Source organism: Neisseria mucosa (assembly GCF_013267835.1).
Classification (GTDB): Bacteria; Pseudomonadota; Gammaproteobacteria; order Burkholderiales; family Neisseriaceae; genus Neisseria.
In genome coordinates, this window is record NZ_CP053939.1 from 334484 (window position 1) to 356663 (window position 22180).

Sequence of the window (22180 nt, forward strand, 5' to 3'; positions counted from 1 at the left end):
TAGTAGAGAAAATAATATGCAATTTCCTTATTCATGGCTGAAAACCCAAGCCAATCCTGATCTTTTTGCCGATAAACTGGAACATCTTTTGACCATGGCTGGTTTGGAAGTGGAAGAAATCGATACTGCCGCCCCTGCTTTCAGTGGCGTGGTTGTTGCCGAAGTAAAATCTGTTGAAAAGCATCCTGATGCAGACCGTTTGAACGTTACCCAAGTTGATGCCGGTACGGGCGAGTTGGTTCAGATTGTTTGTGGTGCGCCGAATGTCAAGCCGGGCATTAAAGTGCCGTGTTCGCTGCCGGGTGCCGTTTTGCCGGGCAATTTCAAAATTAAGCCGACTAAAATGCGCGGTGTGCCATCAAACGGTATGCTGTGTTCGACCAATGAATTGGGTTTGCCTGATGATGGTGTGGACGGTCTGCACATTCTGCCTGAAGATGCGCCTATCGGTACCAATATCCGTGAATACTTGGATTTGGACGATACGCTGTTTACGTTGAAAATTACGCCTAACCGCGCTGACTGCTTGAGCGTTAAGGGTATTGCGCGTGAGGTTTCTGCGTTGACTCAATGTGCGTTTACGCCTGTTGAAATTCAGACGGCCTCTATCGGCAGCGAGAAAAAACAGGCTGTCCGTATTGATGCACCGGCTGATTGCGGCCGTTTTATCAGCCGCGTTATTGAAAATGTCAACGCGAAAGCGACTACTCCTGATTGGATGAAACAACGTTTGGAACGCAGCGGTATCCGCAGTATTTCCGCATTGGTGGACATCGGCAACTATGTCATGCTGGAAATCGGTCAGCCGATGCATGTTTTCGATGCCGACAAGCTATCGGGCAGTTTGATTGTCCGCCGTGCTCAAAATGGCGAGACGTTGGCATGCCTGAACGAGAAGACCGTTACTTTGGTTGACAATACACTGGTAGTCGCTGATGAAAAAGGTGTGTTGAGCTTGGCCGGTTTGATGGGCGGTGAGGCAAGTGCGGTTTCTGATGAGACGCAAAATATTGTATTGGAAGCAGCTTGGTTTACCCCTGAGATTATTGCCGGTAAATCCCGTCAATACGGTTTTGGTTCGGATTCTTCTTTCCGCTTTGAACGCGGTGTGGATTACCGCTTGCAAGCTGATGCCATTGAGCGTGCTACCGAATTGGTGTTGCAGATTTGCGGTGGCGCGGCCGGTGAAATGGTTGAAGCACAAGGCAAATTGCCTGAGGCAAAACAGGTCGAATTGCGTTTGGGCCGTCTGAAAACGGTATTGGGCGTTGAAATTCCTGCCGAGCAAGTCGAAATTATCTTGCAACATTTGGGTTTGCAGCCTGAGAAAACCGCAGAAGGATTCCGTGTCACTTCTCCTAGCTTCCGTTTCGATATCGAGATCGAAGCCGATTTGATTGAAGAAATCGGCCGCGTTTACGGTTATGAAAATATTCCTGACGACTATACTTCAGGCCGTCTGAAAATGTTGGCATTGCCTGAAACCAAACGCCCGCGTTTTGCGGTTTATAACGAAATGGCGGCTCGCGGTTACCGCGAAGTGGTCAGCTATGCGTTTGTGGATGAGCAATGGGAGCAAGACTTTGCTGCCAATACCCATCCTATCCGCCTGCAAAATCCGTTGGCGGCGCAGTATGCCGTCATGCGTTCTACGCTTATCGGCGGTTTGGTGGAAGTTTTGCAAAACAATTTGAACCGTAAGCAAAACCGTGTACGCGTATTTGAAATTGCCCGCGTGTTCCGCAAAGATTCGGCTGATCAATTTGTTCAAAATGAACGGATCGGCGGTTTGTGGTATGGCTCCGTGTTGCCCGAGCAATGGGGTGAGAAAACACGCAACGTAGATTTCTACGATATGAAAGCCGATGTTGAGAGCCTTTTGAAAAACAAAGAGGTATCCTTTGTGAAGACCAAACATCCGGCATTGCATCCTGGACGTGCCGCCAATATTGTTTCAGACGGCAAAGTAGTTGGTTTTGTTGGCGAGTTGCATCCGAAATGGCTGCAAAAATATGATTTGCCACAAGCGCCGCTGGTGTTTGAAATCGATATGGATGCGGTATTGGGTCGTGAGAAAACCCGTTATCAAACCGTATCCAAATTCCAGCCTGCACGCCGAGATTTGGCATTTGTAATGCCTGAAGCTGTAACGCATGATGATTTGTTAAATGCCCTGAAAGCGGCGGCGAACAAGCTGGTTCAAGAAATCAGCGTATTTGACGTTTACCGCGGTACAGGCGTGCCTGAAGGCATGAAGAGCGTTGCCGTCAAAATCATTTTGCAGGATATGGAAAACACGCTGACAGATGAAGTCATCGAGCCTTTGGTTGCGAAAATGATTAAAGCCGCAGCCGAAAAAGACGCGCAACTTCGCGCTTAAAATGAAGATAAAAGTTGTCGCCAAAAATTGCCAATCATATTTGATTTTTTGGTGAGGACTTGATTTTTAAAAGAATTTTGGTAATAATTGCACCAGTTTGAATGAAGGTAAACACATGACACTAACTAAAGCAGAATTGGCCGATATTTTGGTCGACAAAGTCAGCAACGTCACCAAAAATGATGCCAAAGAAATCGTCGAGCTCTTTTTTGAAGAAATCCGCAGCACTTTGGCGCGTGGTGAAGAAATTAAAATTTCCGGTTTTGGCAATTTCCAATTGCGCGATAAACCTCAACGCCCGGGCCGTAACCCTAAAACCGGCGAAGAAGTGCCGATTACCGCACGCCGTGTGGTAACTTTCCATGCCAGCCAAAAACTCAAAGGCATGGTGGAGCATTACTATGACAAACAACAATAACCCGGTTATTCCTGCCAAGCGTTATTTTACGTTGGATGAGATGTGCCAACTGGTGCAGATCAGTCCGGCCCAGTTTGCCCAATGGCAACATGAAAATAATGTTGTGATTGGATACGGTGGCGATCGATATACGCGTTTAGATGTAGTTAAGTTGTTGAAACTGAAAGATACGTTTGAACCGTATATCGATACGTTCAGCCGTGGTGCTTTGGATGCAAACGGCAACCCTGCTGCCAATGCGGAAGAAGTCCGTCATGGTCTGACGCAGATTTTGTCTGATTTGGAGCGTCATCTGGGTTCTGAACAACAAAACCACCATGTCGAGCCGTAATCGATAAGGAAATTGTGATCAAAAGTGCGAAGGCATACAAAGATTTGCATGATTGATTCTTGTAAAGGCTGTTTGAATTGTTTTCAGACGGCCTTTATTGTTTTATATTGCTTTCAAAATATCAGAATCTTGATTGCAAATGATTCTATGAAATAGCCGTAAATGTTATACTTAGCCTCTTGTTTGCCGATTGGGAAAAGTGGCCATTTGTTTTTGCGGCAGACTAAATTTTTTTTACAATAAATGTAACGGCAGAATAGATTAGGCTGTCGGACAACATTCAAATCGATGAAATGGATAGCAGAAAATGAGCAGAATCCAACAAACTTTCTCAGCGCTCAATGGCGCAAAAGCACTGATTCCTTATATTACGGTGGGTGATCCCAACCTTGAGACGACCTTGGCATTGATGCACAGCCTGGTGGCTAACGGTGCCGATATTTTGGAACTGGGTGTGCCGTTTTCTGACCCGATGGCGGATGGTCCGACCATTCAGCGTGCGGCCGAAAGGGCGTTGGCAAATCATGTTTCTTTGCACGACGTATTGGAAACAGTACGTTTGTTCCGCCAAACCAATGATAAAACGCCGATTGTGTTAATGGGCTATTTGAACCCAGTACATAAAATGGGTTATCAAGCGTTTGCACAAGCGGCTGCCGACGCGGGTGTAGATGGCGTGTTGACTGTGGATTCTCCGGTAGAAACCATTACCCCGCTGCATGACTCGTTGAAAGCGCAAGGTATTGATTGTATTTTCCTTATTGCGCCGACAACAACTGAAGAGCGTATTCAAACGATTGCCAAAGTAGCTGGTGGCTTTGTGTATTATGTATCGCTCAAAGGTGTAACCGGTGCGGCAAGTTTGGATACTGAAGAAGTTTCGCGTAAAATAGAGCTTTTGCGCAAATATATTGATATTCCGATCGGTGTCGGCTTCGGCATTAATAATGCGGAGAGTGCGCGTAAGATTGGCGCGGTAGCGGATGCCGTTATTGTCGGCAGCCGTATCGTCAAAGAGATTGAAAGCCACGCAGGTAGCGAGGCCGAAGCGGTAGGCGTGTTGGTTAAAGAGTTGAAAGACGCGATTCGCTAATATTTTTTATTCCATTATTTCAGACGACCTTACATTCAACAGGCCGTCTGAATTCTGAATTCCAAGGAGTCATTCATGAGCTGGCTAGATAAAATTCTTCCTCCGAAAATTAAAAACCGAAGCAGTTCGTCCAGCGTCCCTGAAGGCCTGTGGCACAAATGTCCGTCTTGTTCAGCAACGGTTTATTCAACCGAGTTGAAGCAAAACAGCGAAGTCTGCCCGAAATGTAATCACCACAATCCGCTTTCTGCGCGTGAACGTTTGAATCTGCTTTTGGATGAAGAAGGCCGTGAAGAGATTGCAGCCAATATTAAACCGACCGACCCGCTGAAATTCAAAGACAGTAAAAAATATCCCGACCGCCTCGCGGCTGCGCGTAAAGCAACCGGCGAAGACGATGCATTGGTCGTTATGAAAGGCACCATGAACGGCCTGCCTGTCGTGGTGGCTGCGTTTGAATTCCGTTTTATCGGCGGCTCTATGGGCTCGGTCGTGGGCGAGCGTTTCGTTCAGGGTGTACGTCGTGCCGTTGCAGATAATTGTTCGTTTATTTGTGTGGCGGCTTCTGGTGGTGCGCGTATGCAGGAAGGGGTCAACTCTTTGATGCAGATGACGAAGACCAGCGCGGCTTTGCATTTGCTGACTGAAAAACGTCTGCCGTTTATTTCCGTATTGACCGACCCGACCATGGGCGGCGTGTCTGCCAGCTTTGCTTTCTTGGGTGATGTGGTTTTGGCAGAACCGAATGCGCTGATTGGTTTTGCCGGTCCGCGCGTTATCGAGCAGACTGTACGTGAAACCTTGCCGGAAGGTTTCCAACGTGCAGAATTCTTGTTAGAGAAGGGCGCAATTGACCAAATCGTCGATCGCCGTTCCATGAAAAAACGTATCAGCGATTTGATTACCTTGTTGCGTCATGAGGACAAAGTAACCGCTGCTTGATGGGTATAATAAAAAAGGCCGTCTGAAAATCATTTTTCAGACGGCCTTTTGTTTGATGATTAGGCAGTCAATGCGGCTTTCAAAACCTTGTTGACTTCACCCATATCGGCTTTGCCTGCCAGACGGGTTTTCAATACGCCCATGACTTTGCCCATATCGGCCATGCCTGACGCACCGGTTTCTGCAACGGCTGCTTCCACGGCAGTTTTGATTTCTTCTGCGGATATCATTTGCGGCAGGTAGCGGTTGAGGATTTCGATTTCCGCGTTTTCTTTGTCAGCCAAATCTTGACGACCGGCTTCGGTATAAATTTTGGCACTGTCTTTGCGCTGTTTCACCATTTTGGTCAGAATAGAGATGACTTTGGCGTCATCGGCCTCAGTACGCTCATCTACTTCAAATTGTTTGATGGCGGCATTAATCAGGCGGATGGTGCTTAAAGATACTTGGTCTTTGGCACGCATGGCGGTTTTCATGTCTTCGGTTAATTGTGTTTTTAGGCTCATAATGTTCTCACTTTATATAAAAGATGCCGTCTGAAAAACAAAACACACCGCAAAGCTGCCCTTGCGGTGTGTCGTTTATCACAGGGCAGGCCTGTAATTAGTACATTTTAGGAGGCAGTTGTTGGCTGCGCAGACGTTTTTGCAGACGTTTTGCTGCAGCAGCTTTTTTGCGTTTGCGTTCGGTAGTTGGTTTTTCGTACGCTTCACGGGCGCGCAGTTCGGTCAACAGACCGGTTTTTTCTACGGCACGTTTGAAACGACGCATGGCAACTTCAAATGGTTCATTCTCTTTAACACGAATAGCTGGCATTTTATTTCCTTTAAATTTTGTTCAATCAAACCGTTTTAAGAAATAGGGGACGGCTTGTCATAATGGGGTAGTTGTTGTATCGCTGGTTTGCCGAGGGCAGGGCGGGATACGCGCCGTGATGTAAACATCACCTCCTAACAAGTCGGCTTTTGCCGTGCAAGTGACCTTTTCGGTCAGAAACAATCGGGCGATTATCTTACAAACCCGATAGTCTGTCAAGATTGCAGGCCGTCTGAACGTTTGATTCTGTCTCACTTTTCAGACGGCCTATCGGGTATTAATAACGGCCGGGAACCGTACCCATACGTTGTTTCAACGAAGTTTGCGGTTCGTTGAACAATGACGCGTAATAAGTCGCATTGGTCATGACTTTTTTCACGTAATCGCGGGTTTCGGTAAATGGGATGGTTTCGGCGTAAATCGCGCCTTCCAACGGCGAAGAAGCCTGCCAGTTGCGGGCGCGGCCTGGGCCGGCGTTGTAGCCTGCGGTGGCCATCACTTCGTTATTTTGCAGGCGGCGTTTGGCATCTGCCATGTACCAAGTACCCATGCGGATGTTGCCGTCCATGGTGTAGAGTTCGCTGCTGCTCATGCCGATTTTGCCGGCGATTTCGCGGGCGGTTGCAGGCATGACCTGCATCAGGCCTTGTGCGCCGACGCTGGATTGCGCGCCCATGACAAAACGGCTCTCTTGACGAATCAAACCGTAAACCCATGCCGGGTCAATGCCTGCCTGTGCGGCATAGCGGACGGTCAGGTCTTTAAACGGAGAGATATAGCGCAGTTTGTAGTTGAGTTTGTGGTCGGTACGGTCGGCGCTGTTGATCGCCATGTCGTAGAACTGGTTGTCAAAAGCGACTTGTGCGGCAGTCAGCAGGTTGTCTTCGTTGAAGTCGCGGGTGGCAAAACGCCATTCTGCCTGTGCCTGACGGCGCATTTTAGAGTCGCCGTTGCTTTGGCTGTTTTTAAACAAAACCAATGCGCGTTTAATGGCGCCGTCTTCGCTCATGCGGCGGACGTCTTTGGCATCGGCATCGGAAACGTTGTTGCGCGTATTGATGCGGCGGCCCAGCTCTTCACCTGCCAATACAGCGTAGAAATTGCGGCCGGAAGCGGCGGCTTTTTCATACATTTCTTTGGCTTGGCTGCTTTTGCCTTGTGCGGCAAAGCTGCGGCCCAGCCAATATTTCCATGTCGGGTCTTTTTGCAGTTTTTCAGGCATATGCTGAATCACGCTTGCCAATTCGTCCCAACGTTGCAGGCGCAAGGCGGCGCGTGCGTACCATTCCAATTGCTCGTCGGTCAGTTGCTTGCGGTCGGAAACGCGGCCGTAGTAGCTCAAAGCAGTCGGCATGTTTTGGCTTTGTGCATGGTAGTGGCCCAATACGCCCCATGCGAAGCTACGCTGTTCGCGGCTGAGGCCGGGTTCCATGTCGGACAGGGTAGCGGCGGCAGAAGCGGATTTGCGTGCATCTTTGCCGATTACGCTCAACAGGCTGTATTCGGTCGCACCTTGCGCACCACCTTCAAACGGACTGCCCAATGCGGCGGCGAGGTTGCGTGCATCCGTGGTTTGGCTGTTGCTCAACAAGCCGCGCACGCGACGCCATGCATCGTTGGTGTTCAGACGGCCTGAAGCTGCCGCGCTTTCAACCAAGCGTGTACAGCCGGCAGGCAGTTTGCCGGTCACGCGAACCAGCTCGGCGGCTTTGCTGTAATTGCCGCTGCTCAAATCGGCATAACATTGCACTTCTTGTGCAACTCCGGCGGCATTCAATTTGCCGAATTCTTGACGGAACAAATCCCACTGGCCGCGCGCGCCCAAGGTTTTCAGCCATTCGTTGCGGACGTTTTCAGCCATTGCGCTGTCGCTGGCTTGGGATAAAAATTGTTGTACCCAAGCATCGTCACCGCGTTTGGCGGCATCGACGGCGCTTTGGTATTGGCTGTAATCGGACAGGACTTTGGATTCGCTGTCGGCGCGGCGTGAAGGAATAGAAGTGGATTTAGGCTGAACGACGCTTTCGTTTTTCGAAGCAGTCGGTGTGTTTTGGGTGGCGCACGCCGATAAAACAGCGGCGGTAATCAAACTGAGGGAGAGAGGGAAAAGACGTTGAACGTTCATTGGATACCGTGTCGTTTTTAGAATCAAAATAGTTGCTTATTTTAAATGATTTATGCGGAATAACCGAATTACAAACCGATATTTACATTTTCAAAGCCCGGAAATGACTAAGGCCGTCTGAAATATGAAACACTTTTGAGGTATTCCTAATTCAGACGGCCTGTTATGAAGGAAGTCGTCAATCGGGTTTGTGCTCGATATAGTCTTGCGGTTTATCGGCTTTGCCGGTGCGCGTAACCGTGTATTCGCCTTCGATAATGTCTTCATCATCTTTGGCTGAGCCGTAAGTCTGACGGCTTTGGAAAGACTGTGCAGAAGAAACGGGCGTATTGCCTTTAAACGGAATCAGCAAGAGCAGGGCGACGGCGGTTGAAATAAAACCGGGGCTGAGCAGGAAAACCGCGGCGGCGGTATAGCGAATCGGCCATAGCATTTGATAGAGGGAAATGTTTTGGCCGCTGCGGACGGCAGCGCCTGCGAGCAAAAGGCCGGAAATGCCGGTATGGCGCAGCATAAAGATACCGCTGATAAAGCTGACGGCCATCACAAACAGCGTCCAGCCGCCGCCTATCCAGTCGGCAACCCAGACGATGGACATGATTTCCAAAAAGATTAAAACCAAAAAACCGATTCCAAAATACTGCATAAGTGTTTGTTCCTTCATTCAACGGATAGTGTCGATTGTGTTTTATCTAGATAAAGATAAACCTTATTTTTTCAAGCAAATGCTGTGTGAAAAAGGGTAAACGGGCGATGAGGCCGTCTGAACGGAGATAAAAAGAAGACAGATGTTTCAGACGGCCTTTAGATATTCTATCGCATCACATTGTTCCAATCGCTTTCAAAATAGCTGACGAGGATTTGGTTGTTCAAATAATTTGCTTCAACCTTGCGCCTTGCCATATCGGGCGGAAAGCGGAACATTTCGGCGGCGGTTTGGGCGTTCAGATAACGCGTGGGGACGTCGAATTTTTGCGGAATGGGGAAGTTTTGGTCAAACCCTGCCAGCACAAATCCCCATTCGCCAAAGGAGGGGACGTAAACATGATAGGGCGCGGTATTCAGCTTGGCCGCTTCGAGGGTGGCGACGACCGACCAGTAGGCATTGGGTGCGAAATAAGGCGAAGTCGATTGCACAACAATCTTGCCCTGCGGCTCGAGATGGCGGGCGACGAGGCGGTACATGGGGACGGAGTAGAGTTTGCCCAGCGAGAAATTGGAGGGATCGGGCAGGTCGATGATGATGACGTCGAATTTTTCAGACGACCCTTCCAGCCATTTGGCGGCATCGTCGTTGACGACGTGCATTTTGGGGTGGGACAGCGAACCTTGGTTGAGTGCGCTTAAGGTGGCGGAGGTTTTAAAAGTGGCGGTCATGTCGGGGTCGAGATCGACCAAAGTAACATTTTTGACTTGCGGATATTTCAAGACTTCGCGTGCCGCCAATCCGTCACCGCCGCCGAGAATCAGGACGCGTTCGGCATTGGGAACCATCTGCATGGCGGGCAGAACGAGAGCTTCGTGGTAACGGGCTTCGTCGCGTGAGGAGAATTGCAGGTTGCCGTTGATGTAGAGGCGGGTGTCGTCTTTCCAGCGGGTCACGACGAGCCGCTGGTAGGGCGAGTGGCTTTGATAAACGACGGGATCGCCGAAATAGCTTTGTTCGGCTTTGAAGGAAATGCGGTCGGCGTAGGCGAAGATGATGGCGAGGATGGACAAGACAATCAGCGCACGCAGGCGGATGGCTCGGTAGCGTGGCAGTTCGGCTTTAAACACGCGCGCGGTCAGATAGGCGACGGCGGCGTTGAAAATGCCGAACAAGAGGGCGGAACGCGCCATGCCGAGTTTGGGGGCGAGCAGGAGCGGAAATAATAACGAGACGGCAAGTGCGCCCAAGTAATCGAAGGTCAATACTTTGGAAACGAGTTCTTTAAATTCCGCCCCTTTTTGGTTTAACACGCGCATGACCAACGGGATTTCCATACCGACAACCGCGCCGACAATCAGCACAAAAGCGTAGAGCAGGGTGCGGAACGGTGCGGCGGATAAACCGAAGGCCACAAATAATGCCAGCGCGGAAATACCGCCGATGATGCCGACCAGAAGTTCGATTTCGATAAATCGGTGCAACACGTCTTTATCTTTGATGTATTGGGTCAGGTGCGCGCCTATGCCCATCGAGAAAAGATAAAGCCCGATGACGGAGGAAAACTGCAAAATACTGTCGCCCAAAAGATAGCTTGCGAGCGCGGCAATGATGAGCTCGTAAGCGAGGCCGCAGCTGGCGACGATAAAAACAGAGATGATGAGGGTGCGGTGGGCATTCATGATGACGTTTTTGTTGCTTGAGTGTGGGCAATGTAATGATTTTTAAGGTGGGCTGCAAGTTTATTTATAGGATGTAGAAAAGGCCGTCTGAACAAATTGTTTCAGACGGCCTTTAATCTGTCAGGCATTAATAGCGGTGTTTGAATACCATGCCCACTGCGTAAGAAGATTTTTTCGGCAAATCTTCGTCGTATTTCGGATTGACGTTTTCTTTCAACCAGCCGGCGCCGAGTGTGGCGGTCGTCCGTTTAGAGAAGCTGTAATCGGTGCTGACGGCGACGTGTTTGTAGTCCTCGCCGATAGAGCTTTTACCGTAGGCAAAGCCGATTTGAGGTTTGAAATTACCTACTTTGTATGAGCCGGACACCATAAATTCTTTGGTGTTGTTGATTTCTTTGTCGTAAGAACCGGCTACGTTGCCTGCCGCATCTTTCCATACGCCCCAGCAGCTGAAGCCGTCGCAAGTGTTTTTGGCGTATTGGAACGCGGCATCAACGGAGATTTTGTCTTTGCTGTATCCGGCCATGAATGCATGGGCTTGGAAGTCTTTGGTTTCGGTCGGAGAGTCGTTGGGTGCGTATTCGGCAGCGTAGTGGGCTTTAAAGCCGTTGCTTGGGTGGTAGTAGTCCACGCCCCAGCCGAAGACCCAGTCGCCGTCACGTTTTTTGTCCGGATTCCAGTCGTTATTGTTGCGCGCGGCATTGGAACCGGGGGAAACGTTGAATTTGAATTGGAAACCGTTTTTCCAAGGAGACTCATAAGCCATGGAAACGCGACGTTGGCCGAAGCGGGAAATTTTGCCGAATTCCAAAATCGAGCTGTTGGTGTCGAACGGGTTCAGATAAATGCTGTTCATGGGCGTACTGATGTAACCCATTTTGACGGTGCCAAGGTTTTTGTAGCTGTTGAGCGCGACGTATGAGTCGGCAGTACCCCAGCCGCCCCAGCGGTCGGAATCGAAGTAAATAAAGGAGCCAAGTTGCCATTTCAGCCATAAGTCGTTGTTGAGTCGTACTTCATCGGAGAGATAAAGACTGGAACTTTTATCGGAAATGGTTGTATTGGTGACGCCGGTTTTATTGTTGTGTTCGACCTCGGTCATGATGTATATGGTACCGCTCATTTTAGGTTCGGCGTGGGCGAAGCTTATGGAAGAGCCGATGAGGGTAGTGGCAACAAAACAAGATAACTTGTTCATTTTGTTCTCCTTTTATGTCTTTTTCTTAATTGGGGACGGGAAATTCGGATAATCTTATTTGACAAATTATAAAAAATCAATACATTTGTAACTTATCGTAGGATAAATTGAAAAATAGTTTTCAGTTACGTATTTTTGTGTTAATTTGCCGACAATCTTAGACGGCTGCTTTTATTTCGATGGTATAGGTAGTTTTAAACACTATTTTTATATTTAGAAATAGAGGATTTAACTGGGTTTAAAAACCTTAAATATTTGTAGTTAAGTGTAGTTTGAATAATCAGGCCGTCTGAAAAAGAAGAATACCCAAAAGAAGGAATGAAATATGGCCGGAAAAACCTATCCGCTGTTGGCTGCATCATTGGCCGCCGTATTTGCGTTGTCGGCGTGCAGCCGCGATGTCAAACCCGCCCCTGAGTTTAAGCGTACGGATTATGAGCGCGTGGTGGTCAGCAACGGCGTCGAGCCGGGCACGCTGGATCCTCAGATGAGCGGCGATATGGCGGCGGGTGCGATTATCCGCCAGCTGATGGATGGTTTGGTCGGTACGGATGCCGAAGGCAAAACCATTCCTGCTTTGGCGGAAAGATGGGAAAGCAAGGGCGAGCGTGTCTGGACTTTCCATCTGCGTGATGCCAAATGGAGCAATGGCGATCCGATTACCGCCGAGGATTTTGTGTACAGCTTCCGCCGTCTTGCCGATCCGGCCACGGGCGCACCTTTCGGCAGCTATTTGGTCGATGCCCAAGTGGAAAATGCGGAAGATATATTAAACGGCAAAGCCAAGCCTGAGACATTGGGCGTTAAGGCGTTGGACGCAAAAACCCTGCAATTTACGCTGATTGCGCCCGTACCTTATTTCCCCGATATGCTGATTCAGCAATTCACGTTTCCGGTGCACCGCGCCACTGTCGAAAAATACGGCAACAAGTGGACGCAACCCGGTCATTATGTTTCCAGTGGCGCTTATCTGTTAAAGGATTGGAAAGTCAACAGCCACATTAATATGGAACGCAACCCCAATTATTACGATAAAGACAAAGTGGCCATTCCGAAGGCGGTTTTCTTGTCAGGCAGCGGCGAGTACAACCGTTATCGCGCCAATGAAATTGACGTGACTTACGGCATTCCCAGCGATCAGGTCAAAGTGGCGGATATTGAGTTTCCGGGCCAAGTGAAACGTACGACTTCTTTGTGCAGCTGGTATTTGGAGCCGAACCACGAAGCAGCGCCGTTTAATGATCCGCGCGTCCGCAAGGCGCTCAATATGCTGACGCGCCGCGACATCGTCGTCAAAGTGGGCGGCCGCGGCGATACGCCTGCCTTCCAATTGACGCCGCCGCAAATGCAGGGCGTGATTCCTGTTTATCCGGAGTGGAAAGAGTGGACGCCTGAAAAACGCATCGAAACCGCACGCAAACTGTTGAACGAAGCAGGCTACAACGATGACCATCCGCTTGAGTTCGATATTTTGTACAGCACCAGCGAAGCGTCTAAAAAACAAATCACTGCCGTGCAGTCGGTGTGGAAGGCCGCCATTCCGTTTATCCGTCCGACTTTGTCCAACGAGGAATGGAAAACTTATTTGGATACGCGCGCGCAAGGCAATTTCAAGGTTTCGTTCAGCGGCTGGTGTTCCGATTTCAACGATCCGGCAGGCATGCTCAATATCTTGAAATCCAACAATTCAAACAATGCATTCCGCTACAAAAGCGCGGCGTTTGACGCATTTATGAACAATACGTTGAAAGATGGCGTCAGCAAGGAAGCGCGCAGCCGTCTTTATGCCGATGCGGAGAAGCAGCTTCAAGAAGACGCTGCGCTGATTCCGCTGTATCATCAGGTTGAAGTGCGTATGGTCAAACCCGATATTATCGGCTATTCCGACAAAGACCCTTTGCGGAACTACACGGTCAAGAGCTGGTCGTTCGCACCGAAAAAATAGATTGATGATAGACAGCACAAATTTTCAGACGGCCTTAATGACAGGGGCCGTCTGAAACAATAGGAGACATAACACATGAAATCTGTACAACAACGTTTGTCCGCTTTACGCGAAGCCATGAAAAAACATGGCGTGGACGCGTTTGTCATTCCTTCCGCCGATCCGCACCTTTCCGAATACCTGCCCGAGCATTGGCAGGCGCGCCGCGATTTTTCCGGCTTTACCGGTTCGGCCGGTACTTTGGTGGTAACCGCCGATAAAGCTGGCGTGTGGACGGACAGCCGCTATTGGGAACAGGCCGGCCAACAGCTTGCGCCAAACGGCATCGAGCTGCAAAAAATGGGCGTTGATGCGCCTTATACCGAGTGGCTGGCACAAAATCTGCCCGAGGGCGCAGTGGTCGGCGCGCCTGCCGATATGTTCGCACTCAGCGGCGAGCGCGGTTTGAAGCAGGCACTTGCCGCCAAAAACATCCGCCTCGAATATCCTGAAACCTTGTTGGACGAAGTGTGGGACGACCGTCCTGCATTGCCGACTCAGGAAATCTACGTTCACCATCCCGATTACGTTTCCGAAATTGCGGCCGAAAAACTGGCCCGTATCCGTGCGGCCATGAAGGAGCAGGGCGCAGATGCGCATTTGGTTTCTTCTTTGGACGACATCGCTTGGATTACCAATCTGCGCGGCGACGATGTGCCGTTCAACCCTGTGTTCTTATCTCATCTGTTTATCAGCCAAGACAAAGCCGTATTGTTTACCGATGCAGGCCGTCTGAAAGCCGAATCTGCCGAAGCTTTGAAAGCGGCAGGTTTTGAAGTGTTACCTTATGCGCAAGCGGCAGACTATTTGGCAGACGTTAAGGGCGCATTGCTGATTGATCCGAACAAAACCGCCGTCGGCACTTTGCGCCGCCTGCCTGAAGATGTTCGTTTGATTGAAGCCATCCACCCAAGCACATTCTTCAAATCAGTCAAATCCGATGCCGACATCGCCCATATCCGCAATACCATGGCGGAAGACGGCGCGGCATTGTGCGGCTTCTTTGCCGAGTTTGAACAAATCTTGGCAGACGGCGGCGAATTGAGCGAGTTGGACATCGACGGCATGCTCTACAAACACCGCAGCCAACGTCCCGGCTTTATTTCACCAAGTTTCGACACCATCGCCGGCTACAATGCCAATGCCGCCTTGCCTCATTACAGCGCGACACCGGAAAACAACAGCAAAATCAAAGGTGACGGTATGCTGCTGATTGACTCCGGCGGCCAATACTGGGGCGGTACGACCGACATCACGCGCGTGGTGCCTGTCGGCAATCCGAGTGCGGCCATGAAACGCGACTACACTTTGGTGTTGAAAGCGCATATTTCTTTGGCGGAAACCATTTTCCCTGAAAACATCAAAGGCCCGATGATTGATGCCATCTGCCGCAAATCGCTCTGGCAGGCGCAATGCGATTACGGTCACGGTACAGGTCATGGCGTGGGCTATTTCCTCAATGTGCACGAAGGCCCACAAAGCATTGCCGTTGCCGCCGTACCGCAACCGCATCACGCAATGAAATCAGGCATGCTGACGTCCAACGAGCCGGGTCTTTACCGTCCGGGCAAATGGGGTATCCGTATTGAAAGCCTGGTCATCAACCGTCCGGTTGAAAACCCAGAGGAAACCGAGTTCGGCAAATTCCTGTATTTCGAGACCGTTACCCTCTGCCCGATCGATACGCGCCTCATCGATACCAAACTGATGACCGGTAGCGAAATCGAATGGCTGAACCAATATCACGCCAAAGTGCGCCGCCGTCTCGAGCCTTTGACAGAAGGCGCGGCCAAAGCATGGCTGATCGAACGCACCGAACCTTTGGCGCGTTAACGTGAAAGGCCGTCTGAAACGGCGGATACCAAGTTTCAGACGGCCTGATAACAACAATTATCTACAAACTACAAAACCTTACCCGACTCCGAATAAAAACAATAACCCGGTCGGAATAGAGAGAGAAACCGGCGCGGCGACGTTACAGATGCCTGCTGCCATTCATCCGATTTCCGCTTCAGGTCAGCTTTGTTTTCACGAGTCCGGTATGTTCAGACAGGACAGCCTGATTATGTTGAAATTCATCATCAAACGGATATGTGCTTCCATCCCGACCATGCTGGTGTTGATTACCGTATCGTTTTTCCTGATGCGGCTCGCACCGGGCAGCCCGTTCACAGGCGAGCGCAACCTGCCGCCTGCGGTCATGGCCAACATCGAAGCCAAATACCACCTCAATGATCCGATGTACCTCCAATATTTCCACTACCTCAAACAATTGGCGCAGGGGGATTTGGGGCCGTCGTTCAAATATAAAGATTTCAGCGTTAATGAGTTGCTTGCCCAATCCCTGCCGGTATCGGCGGAACTCGGCTTCTACGCCTTTTTGATTGCCGCTATCTTCGGCATGTTTATCGGCATCATCGCCGCCTTGAAACAAAACAGTTGGCTGGATTATGCGCTGATGAGCGGTGCGATGACCGGTATCGTCGTTCCCAGCTTTGTGATGGCGCCGGTATTGGTGCTGGTGTTTGCTGTCAGACTGCAATGGCTGCCTGCCGGCGGCTGGAACGATGGCGCACTGATGAACTTGATTCTGCCCGTCGTTACCTTGTCCATCGGTTATGTATCCAGTATCGCGCGGATTACGCGCGGCGCGATGATTGAAGTATTGAACAGTCCCTTTATCCGCACGGCACGCGCCAAAGGCCTGCCCATGAGCCGCATCATCCTGCGCCATGCGCTGCGTCCCGCCATGCTGCCGATTGTTTCTTTCTTAGGCCCGGCATTCGTCGGCATCATCACCGGCTCCATTGTGATTGAAAACGTGTTCGGTATTCCCGGCGTCGGACAATTGTTTGTCAACGGCGCGCTCAACCGCGACTACGGCATGATTTTGGGTTTGACGATTTTGGTGGGCATCATGACCATTTTGTTTAACGCCATCCTTGATATCCTGTATGCCATTATTGACCCGAAAATCCGTTATTAATCCCATTTGCGCAAAGGCCGTCTGAAACGTTCAGACGGCCTGAAGAAAGAAGAAAAAGCGAGAGAGAACATTATGTTATTCAAAAAGAAGCAGACTCAGGCCCTTGCAGAGGCAGCAGAATACGCCCAAGTACACGGCAAAAGCCTGTGGAGCGATGCATGGCGGCGTTTTAAACAGAACAAAGCGGCGGTGTACAGCATTATCATCCTGTTGCTGATCAGCATTTTTGTGATTGTGGCGCCATGGATTGTCCGCTACACCTACGACTTCACCGACTGGGACAATATGCAGATTCCGCCGTCCTTTTCTACCCATCACTATCTGGGTACGGACTTGCTCGGCCGCGATTTGCTGTCGCGCGCGGCAACCGGTGGACGTATTTCCTTGCTGGTCGGTGTGGCCGGCGCATTGGTGGCCGTTGTCATCGGTACGCTTTACGGCGCGATTGCCGGCTTTATCGGCGGTAAGCTCGATTCGCTGATGATGCGTTTTTTGGAAATTTTGAACGCGTTTCCGTTTATGTTTTTCGTGATTCTGCTGACCACATTCTTCGGCCGCAACCTGCTTTTGATTTTTGCCGCCGTGGGTTTGGTGTCTTGGCTGGACGTGGCGCGTATCGTGCGCGGCCAAACCTTGAGCTTGAAGCATAAAGAGTTTGTCGAAGCAGCGCGTGTGAGCGGCGTGGCAAAACGTAAAATCGTAACGCGCCACATTATTCCGAATGTTTTGGGTGTGGTGATGGTGTATGCCTCATTGTTGGTACCGGGCATGATTATGTTTGAATCCTTCTTGAGCTTCTTGGGTTTGGGCGTGCAAGAGCCGATGACCAGTTGGGGTTCGATGCTGCAAGAAGGCGCGATTTCGATGGAAGCCGCACCATGGCAGCTGCTCGTGCCGAGTTTCTTCCTGGTAACCACTTTGTTCTGTTTCAACTTTATCGGCGACGGCCTGCGCGATGCGCTCGACCCGAAAGACCGCTAAACCGCAACCAAAAGGATAATCAAAATGACAAAACAGTTACTGGTTGTAGAAAATTTGGACATCAATTTCGAACTGCATGAGAAAACCGTGCACGCCGTGCGTAATGTCAGCTTTAAAGTGGCAGAGGGCGAAACATTGGCTTTGGTCGGCGAATCCGGTTCGGGCAAGTCGGTAACGTCCATGTCCATCATGCGTCTGCTGCCTGAAAAATTTGCCCGTTATGGCAAAGATTCGCGCATTACGTTTGACGGCATTTCCATTTTGGACGCCGATGAGAAAACCCTGCGCGATTTGCGCGGCAACCGCATCAGCGTGATTTTCCAAGAGCCGATGACTTCCCTCAATCCGTTTATGCGCATCGGTACGCAACTGATTGAAGCGGCGCGTGTGCACAATAAAAAGCTCGGCAAAAAAGAGGCAGGACAAAAAGCATTGGCATTGTTGCAACGAGTTGGCATCAAAGAAGCCGAACGCCGCATGAAGCAATATCCGCACGAGTTTTCCGGCGGTCAGCTGCAACGCATCATGATTGCCATGGCGCTCATCAATGAACCCGACCTGCTGATTGCCGACGAGCCGACCACCGCTTTGGATGTGACCATTCAAGCCGAGATTCTCGATTTGCTCCATGATTTGCAACAGCAAATGGGCATGGCGATTATCTTCATTACCCACGATTTGGGTTTGGCGGAACACTATTCCAAAACCGTCTGCGTCATGCGCAACGGCGAAATTGTCGAACGCGGCAAAATCAAAGAAGTATTTGCCCATCCGAAACACGAATATACCGCCGAACTCATCAATGCCATTCCCAAAGGCATGAAAGAGCCGGAAGAAAACAACGCCGGTGTGTTAATCGATGCCGATAATGTCCATGTTTCTTTCGTATTGAAGCAAAACTTTTTCGGCAAACCGCTCAAAACTTTTGACGCCGTCAAAGGCATCAGCCTCAAAATTAAAGAAGGCGAAACATTGGGCGTCGTCGGCGAGTCCGGTTCCGGCAAATCCACGCTGGGCAAAGCCGTCATGCAGATGCTGCCTTATACCGGCAATATTTCCTTTGAAGGCAAAGACCTGAAAAACTATACCGCCGAAGAAGCACGCCGTCTGAAATCGCAACGGCAAATTGTGTTCCAAGATCCGTTCGGTTCGCTTTCCCCACGTCTGACCGTTGGCGAAATTATCGGCGAAGGTTTGACGGTTCATCATCCTGAAATGAACAAAAAAGAACGTATCCAGCGCGTTTTAGAAGTCATGAAGGAAGTGTCCCTGCCGCTTGACGCGCTCAACCGTTATCCGCACGAATTTTCCGGCGGCCAGCGTCAGCGTATTGCCATTGCACGCGCCGTTATCCTGCGCCCGAAATTCATCCTTTTGGATGAGCCGACCTCTGCACTTGACCGTTCCGTACAATCCAAAGTGGTCGAACTTTTGCGCGATTTGCAGAAGAAATACGGCCTGACTTATATGTTCATCAGTCATGACCTGTCTGTCGTGCGCGCCGTCAGCGACAATGTGATTGTGATGAAGCAGGGCGAAATGGTCGAGTACGGCAGCGCGGATCAGATTTTCCACCATCCGCAAAACGACTACACCAAACGTTTGATTAACGCCGCGTTTGATTTGTAGAAAAACCAAAGGCCGTCTGAAAAGAGATTTTCAGACGGCCTTTTTAAGCGGGGGCTTTTTTCATTTAATTAGCGCTACTATTGCCTATGCCTGTGCGGCATCCAATGCCTGTGCCAAGTCGGCAAGCAAATCGTCGATATGCTCGATACCCACGCTCAGGCGTACCATGTCGGGGCTGACGCCTGCTGCGGCGAGTTCTGCATCGTCAAGCTGACGGTGAGTCGTTGTAGCGGGATGGGTAGCCAGCGATTTGGCATCGCCGATATTCACCAAGCGCAGGAAGAGTTGCAGTGCGTCGATGAACTTCGCGCCAGCTTCACGACCGCCTTTAATACCGAAACTCAGCAAACCTGAGGCTTTTCCGCCGTAGTCTCGGTCAATCAAGGCTTTATACGGACTGTCGGGCAGGGCAGGATAGTTCACCCATTCGACCTGCGGATGTTTCTTTAAGAATTCGGCTACTTTTAGGGCGTTTTCGCAATGACGTTCCATACGCAGGGCGAGGGTTTCCAAACCTTGAAGCAGTAAAAATGCGCTGTGCGGAGACAGGGCGGCACCGGTGTTACGCAATGGGACGACACGGGCACGGGCGATATAGGCGGCCGCACCAAAATGTTCGCAGTAGTTTACGCCGTGGTAAGACGGATCAGGCTGATTGAAGGTTTTTTCAAAACGCGGATTGCCTGCCCATTGGAATTTGCCGCCGTCGATAATGGCACCGCCAATCGTTGTACCGTGACCGCCGATGTATTTGGTCAGGGATTGGATAACGATGTCGGCGCCATGCTCGATGGGGCGGAACAATGTGGGCGTAGCGACTGTGTTGTCCACCATCAGTGGCAGCCCTTGAGCGTGCGCGGCTTGGGCGAATACTGGAATATCAACGACATTGATGGCGGGATTGCCGATAGATTCGCAATACACCAGTTTGGTACGGCTGTCGGTATTGGCGGCGATTTCTTCGGGTTTGGCCGGATCGATAAAGCGTACTTCAATGCCTTGGCGCGGCAGGCTGTGGGCAAAGAAATTGTAAGTGCCGCCGTAGAGCGTTTTGGTTGCGATGATGTTGTCGCCTGCTTCAACCAAGGTTTGAACGGCATAGGTAATTGCAGCCATACCGCTGGCGACAGCCAATGCGGCGATACCGCCTTCCAAACGGGCAACGCGTTCTTCCAAAACGGCAGTGGTCGGATTCATGATACGGGTGTAGATATTGCCCGCTACATCAAGGTTGAACAAGTCTGCGCCGTGTTGCGTGTTGTCGAAAGTGTATGAAGTGGTTTGGTAAATGGGGACGGCAGCGGATTTGGTAGTCGGTTCGGATTGATAGCCTGCATGCAGGGCAATGGTTTCCCGTTTCATTTAAATATCCTTGTAGCGATTAAATAATGATAAATAGAGGCCAGCAGATTCGGATTTGAAGGGCAAACTTTCCATAACGGAAAAGTTCGGTATGCAGCAGCATACAGCCTTTCCTACAAGAAAGATTACCCTGAGCGACACGCAACTGACCCAAGAAGAACGATACCACATTCAAGACCTGTCCTGCCACCACACCATCATCGAATGACACCCCATCACAATACCGTTTACCGCGACCTTCTCCAAGATAAAAGCAACGGCGGTACTTTGTGGCAACAGCTCGGAATATGCAGCAAACCCTACTGCAAACGATACGGCGGCATACAGACCTAAGGCAAAATGCACGATCGCGTCGGCATGGAAAACGTCCCTCCATGGTCGAGCAAAAATTCCGTATTGGTGATGGGTAGGCTAATACCCTTGATGACAAAGATCAGAAAAGCGAAGACCTTTGCAAAAATCCCCCAAATTTCTAAATGTCTGGGTAGGACTTTAGGGATTTGGGGGATTTTTTAAAGGGATTAGGCCGTCTGAAACTGCGTCATAGAAAGTTTCAGACGGCCTTTACGGGATTCTTTGGATTTGAAAATAAAAAAAGACTTGAATCATCAAGTCTCTCATTTCATTTTTCATTAGATAAAAAAATATCAAGAATGGCGGAAGCGGTGAGATTCGAACTCACGGAGGGCTATCAACCCTCGACGGTTTTCAAGACCGTTGCATTAAACCGCTCTGCCACGCTTCCGTTCTTGAAGCCGTAATATTAATGGAACTTACGGCCTTTGCCAAGTGGTATTTTAGGGAAAATATCTAGTATTTTGTTTTTATTTGGATTGTTCTTCACGCATGAATACCCATTCGGCTTCGTTTGAAGCTGCTTCATTGAATGAATAGCCCTCGTAGTCGAAATTTTTGAGCATTTCAGGCTCGGTAATGCCGTGTTCTGCCGCGTAGCGTACCATCAAACCGCGCGCACGTTTGGCGTAGAAGCTGATGATTTTGTATTTGCCGTTTTTCTCGTCTTTAAAAATCGGCGTAATCAGGCGTGCGTTGAGTTTTTTGGTGTTGATGGATTTGAAATATTCTTGTGAGGCGAGGTTGATTAAAACGTCGCTGCCGGCCTGCTTCAGCGTTTGGTTGAGCAGGTCGGTAATTTTATCGCCCCAAAATTCGTAGAGGTTTTTACCGCGCGAGTTGGCAAAGGCCGTGCCCATTTCCAAGCGGTAGGGCTGCATCAAGTCGAGCGGGCGCAGTACGCCGTATAGGCCGGAGAGCAAACGGACGTGTTGTTGCAGGTAGTTGATTTGCTCCGGCTTGAGCGTATCGGCGGCAATGCCTTCATAGACGTCGCCGTTGAACATAAATACGGCCTGCTTGGCGTTTTCAGGTGTAAACGGCGTGTGCCATACGGCATTGCGTTCAGCGTTGAGCAGGGCGATTTTGTCGGAAACGTGCATCAGCTCGGCGATTTGTTGAGGGGCAAGTTTGCGCAATTCCTGCATCAGGATTTCTGCTTCGGGCAGAAGGTCGGGCTGGGTAAAGCTGCTGACGGGGGAGGGGTCTTTTTCGTTGAGGTTTTTGGCTGGGGATAAGACAAAAAACATAAT

General features: G+C 50.1%; 18 protein-coding genes, 1 tRNA gene and 1 pseudogene. 11 read left to right on the forward strand and 9 right to left on the reverse strand.

Going from position 1 to position 22180, the window contains the following annotated elements; translation table 11 throughout:
- Positions 1-16 precede the first annotated feature (16 nt).
- From pheT to accD, 5 genes are all read left to right on the forward strand, one after another.
- Positions 17-2380: a phenylalanine--tRNA ligase subunit beta gene (pheT, locus tag FOC66_RS01530; protein WP_003745970.1), complete on the forward strand. Its 2364-nt coding sequence runs from the start codon at positions 17-19 to the stop codon at positions 2378-2380.
- Between the two features lie 115 nt (positions 2381-2495).
- The gene (locus FOC66_RS01535; RefSeq protein WP_003680933.1) at positions 2496-2798 is read left to right on the forward strand and encodes an integration host factor subunit alpha; all 303 of its coding nucleotides are present in this window, start codon (positions 2496-2498) and stop codon (positions 2796-2798) included.
- Positions 2782-3129, forward strand: a complete 348-nt coding sequence (locus FOC66_RS01540) for a hypothetical protein (protein WP_003745971.1) — start codon at positions 2782-2784, stop codon at positions 3127-3129. The genes FOC66_RS01535 and FOC66_RS01540 overlap by 17 nt, the downstream gene beginning before the upstream one ends.
- Before the next feature lie 307 nt (positions 3130-3436).
- Positions 3437-4222, forward strand: coding sequence for a tryptophan synthase subunit alpha (gene trpA / locus FOC66_RS01545; RefSeq protein WP_003745973.1), 786 nt, complete (start codon positions 3437-3439; stop codon positions 4220-4222).
- Between the two features lie 75 nt (positions 4223-4297).
- A complete protein-coding gene (gene accD / locus FOC66_RS01550; RefSeq protein ID WP_003745975.1) occupies positions 4298-5164 on the forward strand; it encodes an acetyl-CoA carboxylase, carboxyltransferase subunit beta in 867 nt (288 codons plus the stop codon).
- A 59-nt stretch (positions 5165-5223) separates the two neighbouring features.
- On the opposite strand, the gene FOC66_RS01555 is transcribed toward accD, so the two are convergent.
- From FOC66_RS01555 to FOC66_RS01580, 6 genes are all read right to left on the reverse strand, one after another.
- Positions 5224-5670: a GatB/YqeY domain-containing protein gene (locus tag FOC66_RS01555; protein WP_003745976.1), complete on the reverse strand. Its 447-nt coding sequence runs from the start codon at positions 5668-5670 to the stop codon at positions 5224-5226.
- A gap of 97 nt (positions 5671-5767) precedes the next feature.
- Positions 5768-5980, reverse strand: coding sequence for a 30S ribosomal protein S21 (rpsU, locus tag FOC66_RS01560; protein WP_003680926.1), 213 nt, complete (start codon positions 5978-5980; stop codon positions 5768-5770).
- Between the two features lie 277 nt (positions 5981-6257).
- Positions 6258-8105: a lytic transglycosylase domain-containing protein gene (locus FOC66_RS01565; protein WP_003745978.1), complete on the reverse strand. Its 1848-nt coding sequence runs from the start codon at positions 8103-8105 to the stop codon at positions 6258-6260.
- A gap of 178 nt (positions 8106-8283) precedes the next feature.
- Positions 8284-8751 carry an FxsA family protein gene (locus tag FOC66_RS01570; protein WP_003745981.1) on the reverse strand — a complete coding sequence of 156 codons (468 nt, stop codon included), beginning with the start codon at positions 8749-8751 and terminating at the stop codon, positions 8284-8286.
- A gap of 167 nt (positions 8752-8918) precedes the next feature.
- Positions 8919-10436: a polyamine aminopropyltransferase gene (locus FOC66_RS01575; RefSeq protein ID WP_346714618.1), complete on the reverse strand. Its 1518-nt coding sequence runs from the start codon at positions 10434-10436 to the stop codon at positions 8919-8921.
- 124 nt (positions 10437-10560) lie between these two features.
- Positions 10561-11631 carry a porin gene (locus tag FOC66_RS01580; protein ID WP_003745985.1) on the reverse strand — a complete coding sequence of 357 codons (1071 nt, stop codon included), beginning with the start codon at positions 11629-11631 and terminating at the stop codon, positions 10561-10563.
- 325 nt (positions 11632-11956) lie between these two features.
- Here FOC66_RS01580 and FOC66_RS01585 point away from each other — a divergent pair, with 325 nt between their 5' ends.
- The 5 genes from FOC66_RS01585 to FOC66_RS01605 all read left to right on the forward strand — a co-directional run bounded on the left by FOC66_RS01585 (position 11957) and on the right by FOC66_RS01605 (position 19211).
- Positions 11957-13576: an ABC transporter substrate-binding protein gene (locus tag FOC66_RS01585; protein WP_003745986.1), complete on the forward strand. Its 1620-nt coding sequence runs from the start codon at positions 11957-11959 to the stop codon at positions 13574-13576.
- 75 nt (positions 13577-13651) lie between these two features.
- Complete coding sequence (locus FOC66_RS01590; RefSeq protein WP_003745988.1) at positions 13652-15448, forward strand: aminopeptidase P family protein; 1797 nt, start codon at positions 13652-13654, stop codon at positions 15446-15448.
- A gap of 232 nt (positions 15449-15680) precedes the next feature.
- Entirely contained in the window at positions 15681-16601 is a 921-nt protein-coding gene (gene oppB / locus FOC66_RS01595; RefSeq protein WP_036490316.1) for an oligopeptide ABC transporter permease OppB, read from the forward strand.
- Between the two features lie 72 nt (positions 16602-16673).
- Positions 16674-17582 (forward strand): oligopeptide ABC transporter permease OppC, encoded by a 909-nt coding sequence (gene oppC / locus FOC66_RS01600; RefSeq protein WP_003683112.1) that lies wholly within the window; start codon positions 16674-16676, stop codon positions 17580-17582.
- Positions 17583-17606: 24 nt separating this feature from the next.
- A complete protein-coding gene (locus FOC66_RS01605; protein WP_003745991.1) occupies positions 17607-19211 on the forward strand; it encodes an ABC transporter ATP-binding protein in 1605 nt (534 codons plus the stop codon).
- Positions 19212-19295: 84 nt separating this feature from the next.
- Here the strand turns inward: FOC66_RS01605 and FOC66_RS01610 are convergent, their stop codons facing one another.
- Complete coding sequence (locus FOC66_RS01610) at positions 19296-20573, reverse strand: O-acetylhomoserine aminocarboxypropyltransferase/cysteine synthase family protein (protein ID WP_003745993.1); 1278 nt, start codon at positions 20571-20573, stop codon at positions 19296-19298.
- 195 nt (positions 20574-20768) lie between these two features.
- Here FOC66_RS01610 and FOC66_RS10670 point away from each other — a divergent pair.
- A pseudogene (locus FOC66_RS10670) lies at positions 20769-20980 on the forward strand (IS30 family transposase); the annotation flags it as partial.
- Between the two features lie 247 nt (positions 20981-21227).
- Here the strand turns inward: FOC66_RS10670 and FOC66_RS01615 are convergent.
- Together FOC66_RS01615 and yaaA are read right to left on the reverse strand one after the other, a co-directional pair.
- Positions 21228-21318: transfer RNA gene (locus FOC66_RS01615), tRNA-Ser, on the reverse strand.
- Positions 21319-21397: 79 nt separating this feature from the next.
- A complete protein-coding gene (gene yaaA, locus FOC66_RS01620; protein WP_003745997.1) occupies positions 21398-22177 on the reverse strand; it encodes a peroxide stress protein YaaA in 780 nt (259 codons plus the stop codon).
- Between the last annotated feature and the right edge of the window lie 3 nt (positions 22178-22180).